Raw genomic sequence first — 13,623 nt, forward strand, 5'->3', positions numbered from 1 at the left:
ATGGTAGAGCCAATTATTCAAATAAAGAACATGAAGAAAGTGTACGAACTTGGCGGCGAAACAGTAATGGCTCTAAAAAGTGTTTCCCTCGATATTCAAAAGGGCGATTTTATCTCTATCATAGGACCATCAGGCTCTGGAAAATCAACATTTATGAACATGATTGGATGCTTAGATCGACCGGATTCAGGTGAATACTTGCTAGATAATGAAGAAATAGGGAAAATGAAAAGCTCTGAGCTGGCGACGATTCGAAATGAAAAAATAGGTTTCATTTTTCAAAATTTCAACCTGATAGCGAAGCTTACAGCAGTTGAGAATGTCGAGCTTCCACTCATTTATCGAGGCATGAAAGCGGGAGAACGAAGAGAAACGGCATTAGAAGCATTACGAAAAGTAGGATTGGCAGATAGAGCGAATCATTTGCCATCTCAATTGTCCGGTGGGCAACAGCAACGTGTTGCAATAGCACGTGCGTTGGCTGGACACCCTCCTATTTTACTAGCAGATGAACCGACTGGAGCACTGGATAGTAAAACGAGTAAGGAAATATTGAGGATTATGGATTCGTTAAATGAGCAAGGGCATACAATTATTCTTATTACGCATGATTTAGAGGTTGCAAAGAGAGCAAGCCGTGTCGTCCGGATTCACGATGGACAGCTCTATGAGAATGGAGGTGAATGGTTTGCAAACATTCAAAATGGCACTGAAAAGCATTAAAGCAAATAAAATTAGAGCATTTTTAACGATGCTTGGGATTATTATCGGTGTATCCTCTGTTATAGTCATGGTTGCAATAGGGCAAGGTTCGACAAAAGAGGTACAAGATCAAATTGGCAACTTAGGTACAAATGTATTAACGGTATCGATTACGGATTCAGAGGCTACCTTTAAAGAAAAAGACGCAAAACAAATTCAGGATATCGATGGTATTAAAGATATTGCACCAACAGTATCAGGAAGAGTAACAGTGAAACATGAAAAAACGAATACACAAGTGTCAATGATTGGAACAACTTCTTCTTACTTAGACGTCCGTGATTTAAAACTGCAATCAGGACGCTTCATTGCAGACTTAGATCAGGAGAATCATTCAAAAATTGCAGTACTTGGTGCAAGCACAGCACAAACATTATTTGGTTTAGGAGACCCGGTTGGTCAATCAGTAAAGGTGAACGGAACATCGTATAAAGTCGTTGGGGTTCTTGAATCAGTAGGAAGCTCACTAGGAACAAGCGGAGATAGTACGATTATTGTCCCTCTTAGCACCGGACAGCGTTTAGCTGCTACTACGAATGTTGGGACAACATATGTGAAGGTAGAAAATGAAGATATGATTAATTTCATATCGACCCGAATTGAAAGAACGATGAATTCAATCTTGGGTGATACAGATAGTTATAGCGTATCAAGTCCGAAAGATTTAATGGAAACTGCATCATCTGTCAATGACACGATGACGTTCATGTTAGGTGGCAGTGCAGCAATCTCTCTTATTGTAGGCGGTATTGGTATTATGAACATTATGCTCGTATCAGTTTCAGAACGTACGAAAGAAATAGGTATTAGAAAAGCAATTGGAGCAAAGCGTAAAAATATTCTGCTTCAATTTCTCATCGAAGCAGTTATATTGAGTTCGTTCGGTGGAATAATTGGAATAGGAATTGGGGTAATTAGTGCACAAATATTTACGATAGCCACAGGTACAACAATAGCTTATTCCATACCTGTTATGTTGTTATCATTTGTTTTCTCTTTATTTGTTGGAGTTATATTCGGTGTATTTCCAGCGAATAAAGCGTCTAAGCTTGACCCAATTCAAGCGTTACGATATGAATAGAATAAAACATAGTTATAAAGTGCAAGTGTAATAGGCACAGGAACTTTAACAGCGATAAAAATAAAGATAATGAAAGTGAAAAGGTATCCTTCAAGTATTTGAGGATACCTTTTTTAGCTTATTTGGTATAAAAAAAGCATCTAGCAAAAGTACTAGATGCAAATAAAAACACAAGGGAAGAAAAAATTCTTCCCTTTTCCCGTAAGTAATTATATCAAAAAAATTATAAAAAACTAGCTTTATTTTTTATATAATTGATGTGTGAAGCTATGAAATTATAAGATTACACTATTTTTGTAGTGTTTTATTGAAAAAGGAGTTATATAAATGATTAATTTTAAACCGGAGAATTTCAACCAACTATTAAAAGTGACGCTAATTAGTGCGAATAAGTCGTATGATGCGATTAAAGATTATGAGTTTACGGGAGAAGCGGTAGTATTCCGTGTAGACTTCGAATATATTGATGTTGCACTGATGATTGTAGATATGTTAGGAAGATCAGCTTCTAAATTTAACATTTTGCCATATGCCCGTCCTAATACGGATGAAATAGATTATATTCAGTTTCAAGTGTATTCGATTAATGAAGGGAATTTTAAAGAAACGATTGATGTGATGTAAAAAACTATAATTTTACAAAAATGTATATAGCAACTAATATATAATTAATAAATTCATATAATTGGAGTGATGAGATGCAGCCGTTAGAAAGGGAGATTCATTCTAATATGCTGAAAGTGTGGAGAATTCACGCTTTAATGGGGGCAGCGGTTATATTAGCAGTCGTAATTGCGTATTTCTTTTTTATGATTAACTTTAACTGGTGGGGCTGGTTGTTTGGATTGTTAGTGACAGGAGCAGTTATATACATACCACTCGACTATTTTGTATTTCCAAATTTACGTCAACGTTATTATAGTTACAGATTAAATGAAGAAGAGATTGAGATTCAAAAGGGAATGTTCGTTATAAAACGTGTGCTTATTCCGATGATTCGCGTGCAGCACGTAACGATTGAACAAGGCCCGATTATGAGAAAGTATAATTTAGCAGAATTACATATTTCAACAGCAGCAACTTCTCATAGTATTCCAGGTTTAACGAAAGAAGAAGCAGAGCAGCTAAAAAGACAAATTGGAGAGCTTGCGAAAGTGAGTGATGAGGATGTATAAGAGGCAACATCCGATTACGATTTTATTAGGTATTCGAGTTGCGACTTTGTTGCCTTTTATTTTTCTTGTTTTATTTCGATCAGATGGTCAAGTAAAACCCTGGTATTTATTGCATCTTGTGCTTTTGTTTGTAGTATTCATTATGGTTATTTTTTCATCTGTAAAGTGGTATTTCAAAGTGTACTGGGTTGAAAATAATATTGTACATATAAAGCACGGTGTCTTTGTAAAGAAGGAAAGCTACTTAAATAAAGACCGTGTGCAAAATATTAGTACGTCTTCTAATGTCATTTATCAAATGCTTGGGCTTACGAAATTAAATATAGAAGTAGCGGGCGGCGGTAGTGAGCCGGAAGTGATGCTAGCTGGGATTAGAGAAGATGAAGCGAAGGAACTGATTGCCTTATTAAATAAAAAAAGAAGCGCTGCGAGTGAGGAAGTGCCCATGGCAGAAGAAAGTAAGACGATTTATCAGTTAACGATGAAAGAGATTTTAGTAGCTTCCATTACGTCTGGTAGATTCGGATTAGTGTTTTCTGGATTACTTCTTATTTACACAGAATTTAATCAATTTCTTCCAAAATGGCTTATAAATAAAGTGGAAGCGTATGTGATGGATAACGGTGTATATGAATTAATCGTTATGGCTGCGATTTTAATGGCAATTTCGTGGGTCATTTCAACAGCTGGCTATGCGTTAAAGTATGCGAACTTTACAATTGAGCGAAACGGAAATGAAGTTCGTATCGTGCAAGGATTGTTTGATAAGAAAGAGTTTGTGTTAAAATTGCACCGCATTCAAGCGATTACTGTGAAAGAAGGAATGCTTCGTCAGCCTTTCGGTTATTGCTCTGTCGAAGTAGAGGTCATTCAAAGTATAGAAGCGGCAGGGAATGAAGTGATGCTACATCCTTTTATGAAGAAGAGAGATGTACAGCAGTTACTTACATATTTACAGTTGCCGTATGAAATGGAAGAGGAAATCATTCATTTACCGAAGGCTGCATTGCGCCGTTACATAATAATGGGCTGGATTACAAGTGCCGTGCTTGCAATGCCGATCATCGGTGCGAGTATATATTTTAAACAAAATATCGCGTTGTTCACTCTGGTACCACTATTTATCGTATTTACGTTACTTGCATATGCTAGGTATACAAGTAGTGGTTATATGATACGAGAAAATCAGTTAGTAATGGTGTACCGGGGCCTTGCGAAATATACAGGAATCATGAGAAGTAGGCATGTTCAAGCAGTAGGATACAGTCAGTCGCATTTTCAAAAGAAAGATGAGTTATGTACAGCTGCCGTATCAGTAGCGGGGCAGAGGTATAAAGTGAAGCACATGCAAAAAGGAGACGCGCTTCGCATATATAATTGGTATAAAGAAAAAGGAAACACCGGTGTATAATGGTGTTTCCTTTTTTGTGTCGTCATTTGTCGATAAGTCGATATATTCGAAAAATCGCTGATATATTTTGAGTTGCGCCGATATATTTCAAAAATCGCTGATATATTTCGAGTTGCGCCGATATAATTTCACGTACTGCCGGTGTTGTACTACTTTTTAATTAAACTAAAACATCAAAAGTAGTCACGAATGACGGACGAGAGAAAATGCTCTTTTGCTGTTCTGCATGTGGATGCGCCTGAGCCTGGGCTTGGGCTTGTCCTTCTGCTTGTGCAGGACGTTTTTTATGAGCGTTTTCGAATGAACGTGATTCTGTCCAGTCTTTAAAGTTTTGCTCCGTTTCCCACATCGTTAAGATGACATATGTATCGTTACTTAATGGGCGTAGAACACGGATTGCTTGGAAGCCAGGTTCGTTTTCGATAAGGCCTGCGCGGTTTTTAAAACGGTTTTCAAATACAGGGCGACCTTCGTCTGTTACAGAAATGTTGTTACAAACGATGTAGCCAGGTTGTCCTTTAAATTCCCCAACAGCGTCTAATACGTCATACTGAAGTGCTGATTCTACAGACTCTTCTGTATTTTCTTTATAAAACATATCTTTTTCGTTATTTTTTGCAGTGAAATGCGCTTGTTCTAGAGGTGTTTCGTATGAAATAATAGCCTTCATTTTAATGCCCCCTTTATGGTTTGTCTCTATTATATCAATTCTCTTAAAAAACTTCGAAGATTATATACATAAAGATACTTCTTTTTCAAATAATAAATGTACCATCATTTGGAAAGAAGGCCGATGTATGAAGAAAGCAAAGTGGACTCTATTGGGCGGGTTAGCAACGTTTGTAGTAGCAATTGTACTTTATAAACTTATTGTGTTAGCTGGTGGCTATATGATGGATGAAAAGCAGCTTGTTTTCCACTCTTCATCACGTATCGTTGACCAGAAAGGAAAAGAAATTACGAAATTATATGTAGAAAATAGAGAACTCGTGCCGATCGAAGAAATTCCAAAGTACGTGCAGCAAGCATTTGTTGCTGTGGAGGATTCTCGTTTTTATGAGCATCAAGGAATTGATTATCCTTCTATATTTCGGGCGCTTTATAAAGACACGTTAGCTGGAGAGAAGGTAGAAGGCGGTAGCACGATTACACAGCAATTAGCTAAAAATGTCTTTTTAACTCGTGAAAAAACATTTACGCGCAAATTGAAAGAAGTCGCAATCTCTCTTCAATTAGAGCAAAAATATACGAAGCAGCAAATTCTTGAAATGTATATGAACCATATTTATTTTGGCCACGGGGCATATGGAATTCAAGCGGCAGCAAAGTTGTATTTTAATAAAAATGTAGAAGATTTAACAGTGGAAGAGGGGGCGATGCTTGCAGGGCTTCCGAAAGCGCCGAATGGCTATTCACCGTACTTATCTCCAGAAAAGAGTAAAGAGCGCCGTGATCTTGTTTTGTCACTAATGCATAAACAAGGCTATTTAACAGCGGAAGATAGTGTTCGTTACCAAGGGAAAACAATCGCTCTTTATAAAAATGCAGACGAACGTGAACTCGCATATATGCCGTATATCGATATGGTTATAGATGAAGCAGCGCGTTTATATGGTTTATCACATCAAGAAGTACTGCGCGGAGGATATACGTTTGTTGTACCGATGGATGAGAAAATTCAAAAGATAGCATATAACCAGTTTCAAGATGCGAGAAATTTCCCTGGTAAAGAAAACGGGGCGCAAGGTGCATTTTTATTAATGGATAACCAAACTGGCGGAATTAAAGCAGCAATTGGCGGAAGAGAGTATGTTCCGAGAGGGCTTAATCGTGTTTTTGCAAAAAGGCAGCCTGGTTCTGTTTTAAAGCCGCTTATCGTATATGGACCAGCACTTGAGACGAAAAAATATAATCCATATTCTTTATTAACGAATGAAAAAAGTTCGTTTGAAGGCTATGAACCTCGAAATTATAATCATGAGTATACGAAAGAGATGACGATGTACGATGCGGTATTAGAATCAGCAAACGTGCCAGCTGTCTCTTTATTAAATGAATTAGGGGTAGAAGAGGGAAAGCAATATTTAGAGAAAGGAAATGTTCATATTGCGGACTCAGGTTTAAGCACGGCACTTGGCGGGCTTAAAAATGGTGTTTCTCCATTTGATCTTGTTAAAATGTATCGCTCTTTTTTAGCAAACGGGAATATTATTGAACCGCACGTTATTGATAAAGTGTTAAATAGACACGGTGCAGTTCTTGGAGAATCATCAAAAGCTGAAACGAAAGTCTTTTCAAAGCAAACGGCATGGTACATGACAAAGATGCTGGAAGGAGTTGTGAAAGAAGGTACGGCGAAAGCTGGTGTATATAATGGAGCTTTAGCTGGAAAGACAGGCACAACTTCATTGCCGAATGATGACCATGGTGCGCGCGATATGTGGTTTGTTGGATATACACCGAATTTAGTAGGTGCAGTTTGGATTGGTTATGACCGCACCGATAAGGAGCATCAATTACAAGATGGAAATGCATCTGCAACGATGTTATTTAAAAAGATTTTAACGAAAGCAAACATACAAGATAAAGCGAGTTTTCATAGGCCAAAAGGTGTTGAAACAATTGGACTGCCAATTCGTTTAGATAAGATTAAAAACGTGGAAGCAAAACTAGCATTTAGTCCTTTCGGTTTATTTGCGATGAAACTAAGTTGGACGCCGCTTCCTGATGAGCGAATTATGTACCGGATTTATAAAGTTGAAAAAGGAATTCATACTCACGTTGGGACGGTAAAAGGAGCTGGGAAATATGAGGAAAAGTTTATTAACATATTCTCAAAACCGAGTTTTTACGTTGTGCCATTTAACACACAAACGAACCGCGAGGGAGAAAAGTCAAAAGTAGCTAAACCGTAGTTTTTCTCTGTGCTATAATAAGAATGTTGTGAAAATAGTAAGCGGTTTTACGAACATTTGTGTCAATTTAATGAACAACGTACATAATGTTATGCATTTTGTTTTTACAAGCTGTATAGTAAAAAAAGATAAATATCGGAATAGAGAATATTTAAAGAAAAAGCGTTGGTAAGGAAGGGAGCTAGGGTCTTGGTAAGAACTATAAATGAGACATTTTTAAAAGCATGTAGGGGGGAACGTACAGAGTATGTACCAGCATGGTATATGCGTCAAGCAGGTCGTTCACAGCCGGAATATAGAAAGATAAAAGAGAAATATTCTTTATTTGAAATTACACATAATCCAGAATTATGCGCTTATGTTACAAAGTTGCCAGTTGATCAATATAACGTAGACGCAGCAATTCTTTATAAAGATATTATGTCACCACTACCTGCAATTGGTGTTGATGTGGAAATTAAATCTGGTATTGGCCCAGTAATTGATAATCCAATCCGTTCTTTACAAGATGTAGAAAAATTAGGGGAAATCAATCCAGAAGATGACGTACCTTACATACTAGATACAATTCGTTTATTAACGACAGAAATGTTAGATGTACCGTTAATCGGTTTTTCAGGAGCTCCATTTACGTTAGCGAGCTATATGATTGAAGGCGGTCCTTCTCGTAACTACCATAATACGAAAGCGTTCATGTATGCAGAGCCGAAAGCTTGGTTCGCTTTAATGGATAAGCTTGCAGATATGGTTATTACATATTTAAAAGCGCAAATTAACGCAGGAGCAAAAGCTGTTCAAATTTTCGATTCTTGGGTTGGAACAGTAAATGTAGCGGATTACCGTATATTTATTAAACCAGCGATGGAGCGTATTTTTGCAGAAGTTCGTAAGGTGGGTGTTCCAATGATTATGCACGGCGTAGGTGCTGCACATTTAGTAAATGAATGGCACGACTTACCTCTTGATGTAGTAGGTTTAGATTGGCGCTTACCGATTGAAGAAGCACGCGCACGTGGCGTTCATAAGGCGGTACAAGGAAATATGGATCCTTCGTTCTTACTAGCACCATGGTCTGTTATTGAAGAACATGTAAAAGGTATTTTAGATCAAGGGATGAAAGAGCCAGGTTATATCTTTAATTTAGGTCACGGTGTATTCCCAGAAGTAAATCCAGATACATTAAAACGCTTAACTACATTTATTCATGAGTACTCTAAAGAACAGTTAGCGAAGTAAAGGAGATTGGCTGTATGAAAAAGAAAATTGGTTTGCTTGTAATGGCATACGGAACGCCATATAAAGAAGAAGATATTGAACGTTACTATACACATATTCGCAGAGGAAGAAAGCCAAGTCCTGAAATGCTAGAAGATTTAACAGAGCGTTACCGTGCAATTGGTGGTATTTCTCCTTTAGCTACTATTACATTAGAGCAAGCTAAAAAGTTAGAGACGCGTTTAAATGAAGTGCAAGATGAAGTAGAGTACCACATGTATCTTGGCTTAAAACATATCGAACCGTTCATTGAAGATGCAGTACAAGCTATGCATAAAGATGGAATAGAAGATGCAATTGCACTCGTTCTTGCCCCTCATTATTCTACTTTTAGTGTGAAGTCGTATGTAGGACGAGCGCAAGAAGAAGCAGAAAAACTTGGAAACTTAACAATTCACGGCATCGATAGCTGGTATAAAGAACCGAAATTTATTCAGTATTGGGTCGATGCAGTGAAAGGTATATATAACGGTATGCCAGAAGCAGAACGTGAAAAAGCTGTGTTAATCGTATCTGCACATAGCTTACCAGAAAAAATCATCGCACTGGGCGATCCGTATCCAGATCAACTAAATGAAACAGCGGACTATATTGCAAGAGGTGCTGAAGTAGCAAACTATGCAGTTGGCTGGCAAAGTGCCGGAAATACGCCAGATCCTTGGATTGGTCCAGATGTACAAGATTTAACGAGAGAACTAAATGAAAAGTACGGCTATACTTCATTCGTATATGCACCAGTTGGATTTGTTGCGGAACATTTAGAAGTTTTATATGACAATGACTTTGAGTGTAAAGTTGTAACGGATGAAATTGGGGCAAAATATTATCGTCCAGAAATGCCAAACGCATCGGACGCATTTATTGACTGTTTAGCAGATGTTGTAGTAAAGAAAAAAGAATCTGTAATGTAAGTAGAAAGGGGGAGCTTACTTGAGGAAAAAAGTTGTGATCATCGGCGGTGGCATCACAGGATTAACAACAATGTATAACTTACAAAAAGAAATTCGCGAAAAAAACTTGCCGATAGATACATTGCTTATAGAAGCGTCTGGTAAACTTGGCGGGAAAATTCAAACCGTTCAAAAAGATGGATTTACAATTGAACGTGGTCCTGATTCTTTCTTAGCAAGAAAAGAGAGTGCAGCTAAATTAGTGAAAGAATTAGGACTTGGCGATGAACTTGTAAATAATAAGGCAGGTCAATCATTTATCCTTGTAAATAATCGGTTACATAAAATGCCGAGCGGATCAATGATGGGAATTCCAACGCAAATTACGCCGTTTCTATTTTCCGGATTGTTCTCCCCAATTGGTAAATTAAGAGCTGGTTTTGACTTATTAATGCCAAGGTCAAAACCAGTTTCTGACCAATCACTCGGGCAGTTTTTCAGACATCGCCTCGGGAATGAAGTCGTTGAAAATTTAATTGAGCCATTATTATCTGGTATTTATGCAGGGGATATTGATGAAATGAGTTTAATGTCAACATTCCCTCAAATTTATCAAATCGAACAGGAGCACCGTAGTATTTCACTCGGTATGCGTGCGCTCGCTCCGAAGCAAGAGAAGGCCGAAGTGAAAAAAGGAATCTTTAAAACTGTGAAAACCGGTTTAGAATCTATAGTAGAATCTCTTGAAGTGAAGATTCTTAATGATATGGTAATAAAAGGAACGCGTATTGAGAAAGTTGCAAAACTTGGTGATGGCTATACGATTGCTCTTAGTAACGGAAAAGAACTAGAAGCAGATGCGATTGTAGTCGCAGCGCCGCATAAAGTGTTACCATCTATGTTTGCGCAATATAAACAGTTTCGTTTCTTCCGTAACATTCCATCTACATCCGTTGCGAATGTGGCACTTGCTTTCCCGAAGTCTGCCATTCAGCGCGATATTGATGGTACTGGATTTGTCGTATCAAGAAATAGTGATTACACGATTACGGCGTGTACGTGGACACATAAAAAATGGCCACATACAACGCCAGAAGGAAAAGTACTCCTTCGCTGTTACGTCGGACGTCCAGGTGATGAAGCGATTGTCGAACAAACGGACGAAGAAATTGTGCAGCTTGTATTAGAGGATTTACAAAAGACAATGGATATTACAGAGGATCCAGAGTTTACAATTGTAAGCCGCTGGAAAGAAGCGATGCCTCAATATACAGTAGGCCATAAAGAACGAATGAAGAAGCTCACAACATTTATGGAAAGTGAGTTGCCAGGTGTGTATTTGGCAGGTAGTTCTTACGCTGGTTCTGGTCTTCCGGACTGTATTGAACAAGGTGAGAGAGCTGCAAAGTGTGTGCTAACTCATTTAGAGAAAGTAATGGAAACGGAATTAGTCGCAAATTAAAATATTTCAAACAAACCGCCTTCAATTATATTGAAGGCGGTTTGTTTATTGGATAAAATACCTGTTAGTTAATAAACCTATATAAGTTATTTTGTGTTATAGTTTGAAAACTTGTAAATTAAATAAATTTTGTGTAAAACTTGTCGGAATATAGTTCTATATAACGAATCATTTGTTATGATAGACATGCTGAGAAAATATGAAATAGGGAGAGGAAAATAACTGTGAAGAAACTGTTAAGTGTCTTTTTATCATTCTTGCTATTGCTTTCATTTACGGGGACTTTAGCGCAGGCAGAAGAAACTACTTCTATGTCAGTAGAAAAAGCAATTCAAGTATTTAAGCAGCAAGGGAAAACGAAGGAGATAGTGGAAGGATATATTGTCGGATATACGCAAAGTCCTTCTAAATACACGAAGGATCCGGCTAAGTTTGATGACACAAACGTAGCAATTGCCGATTCGCCAAACGAAACGAATCCAGACAAAATCATGCCTGTTCAGTTGCCAAAAGGCGATGTGAGATCGGCAGTAAACGTGAAAGATCATCCTGAAAATATCGGGAAGAAAGTTAGTTTAACAGGGACGCTTGAATTATATTTTAGTAGCCCAGGTTTAAAATCGGTAACAGCTCATAAGTTTCAAGGGGAAGGACAAAACCGTGTTAGCGATGTAGTAGCTTCGCCTGGTGGCGGGGAAGTTGCTAAAGGAACAGCGGTAACATTAACAACGAGCACAGAAGGAGCAACAATCTACTATACGTTAGATGGTTCTAATCCTACAAACAAAAGTGTTCGTTATAACGGACAAATTGTAGTGAATGAAAATAGTGTAGTGAAAGCAATCGCAGAGAAAGAAGGGTTTACTTCTTCGGCGATTTCAACATTTTCATTTATTATCGTAAACAATGAACCAGTTCGTATTCATGATATTCAAGGGAAATCACATATTTCTCCTTACAATGGGAAGAAAGTATACAATGTGGAAGGCGTTGTAACAGCGCTTGATAAAAATGGCTTTTATATAGAAGACAATCAGCCAGATAATGACCCAGCTACGTCAGAAGGTATTTACGTATACAAAAAAGATGCGAATGTAGCGGTAGGAGATCTTATTCAAGTTGATGGAGAAGTAGAAGAATATGTTGGACCTGGATATGCAGAGCGATTTGAAACAGACTTAACGACGACGGAAATCAAGGCGAGTCGCATTGCTGTAATCGCAAAAGATCAACCTTTACCAGCACCGATTGTATTAGGAGAAAACGGTGTGAAAATCCCTGATCAAATTATCGATAATGATGCATTCGGTTTATTTGATCCAAATGAAGATGCAATCGATTTTTATGAAAGTGTAGAAGGTATGCGCGTTACGATGCCAACGCCAAAAATTATCGCTCCGCAGAAAAACGGTAATTTATATGTAACAGTAAAAAATGGCGGAGATAAAGTAGTAACGAAGTATGGTACACCTTTATTAGATAAAGAGCAATTAAATCCAGAGCGTCTTTCTGTAAAAGTACCTCGTGATTATGTCGCGAAAGTAGGAGATACGTTCACTGGAGATATAACAGGCGTAGTAGGATATGACTACGGTTCGTTCCGCATTTCGCCAGTAACGGAATTACCATCTGCAGTGGACGGTGGATTTAAGCAAGTAGGGGCAAATATTCAGCCGCGTCTTGATAAGTTAACAGTTGCTACATATAACATTGAAAACTTCTCAGCGAACAAAAAAGAAACAACGGACGAAAAAGTAAAAGCGTTAGCTTATTCTATTAAATATAACTTAAAAATGCCTGATATTATCGGTGTACAAGAGATGCAAGATAATAATGGATCAATCAATGACGGTACAACAGATGCATCTTTAAGTGCAAAACGTATTATTGATGCTGTATTAGAAATTCGTGGACCGAAGTATGAGTATGTAGAAATTGCGCCAAGCAACAATCAAGACGGGGGGGCACCTGGAGCTAATATCCGTGTCGGTTTCTTCTATAACCCATCACGTGTAAAATTAGCAGCAGTACCGAAGTTACTTGATAAAAATGTTGTTCGTATTGGAGACGAAAATCCTTTATTTGAAAGTACACGTAAACCGTTAGCGGCAGAATTTACGTTCCAAGGACAAAACATCGTTGTCGTTGCAAATCATTTAAACTCAAAACTAGGTGATGCAACGCCATTTGGAAAAGTGCAGCCGCTTGTATTAAAGAGTGAAGAAAAACGAGTTCAATTAGCACAAGAAGTGAATCAATTCGTACAAGGTATTCAGAAAAAGAATACGAATGCACCAGTTGTTGTATTAGGTGATATGAACGATTTCGAGTTCTCTAAACCACTAGCAGCACTGCAAGGAACGATATTAAAAGATATGTTAAACACAGTGCCGAAAGAGAATCGCTACACGTACATTCATGAAGGTAACGCACAAGTGTTAGATCATATTTTAGTAACAAATAACATCGCACCACACACAATTGTAGACCCAGTACACTTAAACTCAAACATTATGAAAGAACATGGACGTGTAAGTGACCACGACCCAGTACTGGCTCAAATTGATTTGAAGAAGGCTTCTTAAAGTAGGGGAACGCTTAGGTAACTAAGCGTTCTTTTTAGGCTGCATAATGAAATACCCCCAATTGCTA

At 37.9% G+C, this 13,623-nt stretch carries 11 protein-coding genes; 10 read left to right on the plus strand and 1 reads right to left on the minus strand.

Annotated features, from left to right (window positions below; genetic code table 11):
* The 5 genes from LUS72_RS05355 (at position 1) to LUS72_RS05375 (ending at position 4,429) form a co-directional block, all read left to right on the plus strand.
* Positions 1–723 (plus strand): ABC transporter ATP-binding protein, encoded by a 723-nt coding sequence (locus LUS72_RS05355; protein ID WP_097829933.1) that lies wholly within the window; start codon positions 1–3, stop codon positions 721–723.
* Positions 689–1,843 carry an ABC transporter permease gene (locus LUS72_RS05360; protein ID WP_373605114.1) on the plus strand — a complete coding sequence of 385 codons (1,155 nt, stop codon included), beginning with the start codon at positions 689–691 and terminating at the stop codon, positions 1,841–1,843. The genes LUS72_RS05355 and LUS72_RS05360 overlap by 35 nt, the downstream gene beginning before the upstream one ends.
* A 327-nt stretch (positions 1,844–2,170) precedes the next feature.
* Complete coding sequence (locus LUS72_RS05365; protein WP_097829934.1) at positions 2,171–2,467, plus strand: protoporphyrinogen oxidase; 297 nt, start codon at positions 2,171–2,173, stop codon at positions 2,465–2,467.
* Between the two features lie 74 nt (positions 2,468–2,541).
* On the plus strand, positions 2,542–3,018 hold the full coding sequence (locus LUS72_RS05370; RefSeq protein ID WP_097829935.1) for a PH domain-containing protein: 477 nt from the start codon (positions 2,542–2,544) through the stop codon (positions 3,016–3,018).
* Complete coding sequence (locus LUS72_RS05375) at positions 3,011–4,429, plus strand: PH domain-containing protein (RefSeq protein ID WP_264448664.1); 1,419 nt, start codon at positions 3,011–3,013, stop codon at positions 4,427–4,429. The genes LUS72_RS05370 and LUS72_RS05375 overlap by 8 nt, the downstream gene beginning before the upstream one ends.
* A gap of 160 nt (positions 4,430–4,589) precedes the next feature.
* On the opposite strand, the gene hmoB is transcribed toward LUS72_RS05375, so the two are convergent.
* Positions 4,590–5,099 carry a heme-degrading monooxygenase HmoB gene (hmoB, locus tag LUS72_RS05380; protein WP_060489224.1) on the minus strand — a complete coding sequence of 170 codons (510 nt, stop codon included), beginning with the start codon at positions 5,097–5,099 and terminating at the stop codon, positions 4,590–4,592.
* 127 nt (positions 5,100–5,226) lie between these two features.
* Between hmoB and LUS72_RS05385 the strand changes: the two genes are divergently transcribed.
* The 5 genes from LUS72_RS05385 (at position 5,227) to LUS72_RS05405 (ending at position 13,556) form a co-directional block, all read left to right on the plus strand.
* Complete coding sequence (locus LUS72_RS05385; RefSeq protein WP_097829937.1) at positions 5,227–7,344, plus strand: transglycosylase domain-containing protein; 2,118 nt, start codon at positions 5,227–5,229, stop codon at positions 7,342–7,344.
* A gap of 189 nt (positions 7,345–7,533) precedes the next feature.
* Positions 7,534–8,580, plus strand: a complete 1,047-nt coding sequence (gene hemE / locus LUS72_RS05390; RefSeq protein ID WP_128855557.1) for a uroporphyrinogen decarboxylase — start codon at positions 7,534–7,536, stop codon at positions 8,578–8,580.
* A gap of 14 nt (positions 8,581–8,594) precedes the next feature.
* Positions 8,595–9,530 carry a ferrochelatase gene (hemH, locus tag LUS72_RS05395; protein WP_097829939.1) on the plus strand — a complete coding sequence of 312 codons (936 nt, stop codon included), beginning with the start codon at positions 8,595–8,597 and terminating at the stop codon, positions 9,528–9,530.
* Positions 9,531–9,549: 19 nt separating this feature from the next.
* On the plus strand, positions 9,550–10,971 hold the full coding sequence (gene hemY, locus LUS72_RS05400) for a protoporphyrinogen oxidase (RefSeq protein ID WP_264448665.1): 1,422 nt from the start codon (positions 9,550–9,552) through the stop codon (positions 10,969–10,971).
* A 218-nt stretch (positions 10,972–11,189) separates the two neighbouring features.
* A complete protein-coding gene (locus tag LUS72_RS05405; RefSeq protein WP_264449053.1) occupies positions 11,190–13,556 on the plus strand; it encodes a DUF6359 domain-containing protein in 2,367 nt (788 codons plus the stop codon).
* Positions 13,557–13,623: the final 67 nt, after the last annotated feature.

This window comes from Bacillus cereus (genome assembly GCF_025917685.1).
Lineage (GTDB): Bacteria > Bacillota > Bacilli > Bacillales > Bacillaceae_G > Bacillus_A > Bacillus_A cereus_AT.

Coding starts and splice junctions, on each gene's coding strand:
- LUS72_RS05365 (WP_097829934.1), top strand. CDS start 2,171: ATGATTAATTTTAAACCGGAGAATTTCAACCAACTATTAAAAGTGACG.
- LUS72_RS05370 (WP_097829935.1), top strand. CDS start 2,542: ATGCAGCCGTTAGAAAGGGAGATTCATTCTAATATGCTGAAAGTGTGG.
- LUS72_RS05385 (WP_097829937.1), top strand. CDS start 5,227: ATGAAGAAAGCAAAGTGGACTCTATTGGGCGGGTTAGCAACGTTTGTA.
- LUS72_RS05355 (WP_097829933.1), top strand. CDS start 1: ATGGTAGAGCCAATTATTCAAATAAAGAACATGAAGAAAGTGTACGAA.
- LUS72_RS05375 (WP_264448664.1), top strand. CDS start 3,011: ATGTATAAGAGGCAACATCCGATTACGATTTTATTAGGTATTCGAGTT.
- hmoB (WP_060489224.1), bottom strand. CDS start 5,099: ATGAAGGCTATTATTTCATACGAAACACCTCTAGAACAAGCGCATTTC.
- hemH (WP_097829939.1), top strand. CDS start 8,595: ATGAAAAAGAAAATTGGTTTGCTTGTAATGGCATACGGAACGCCATAT.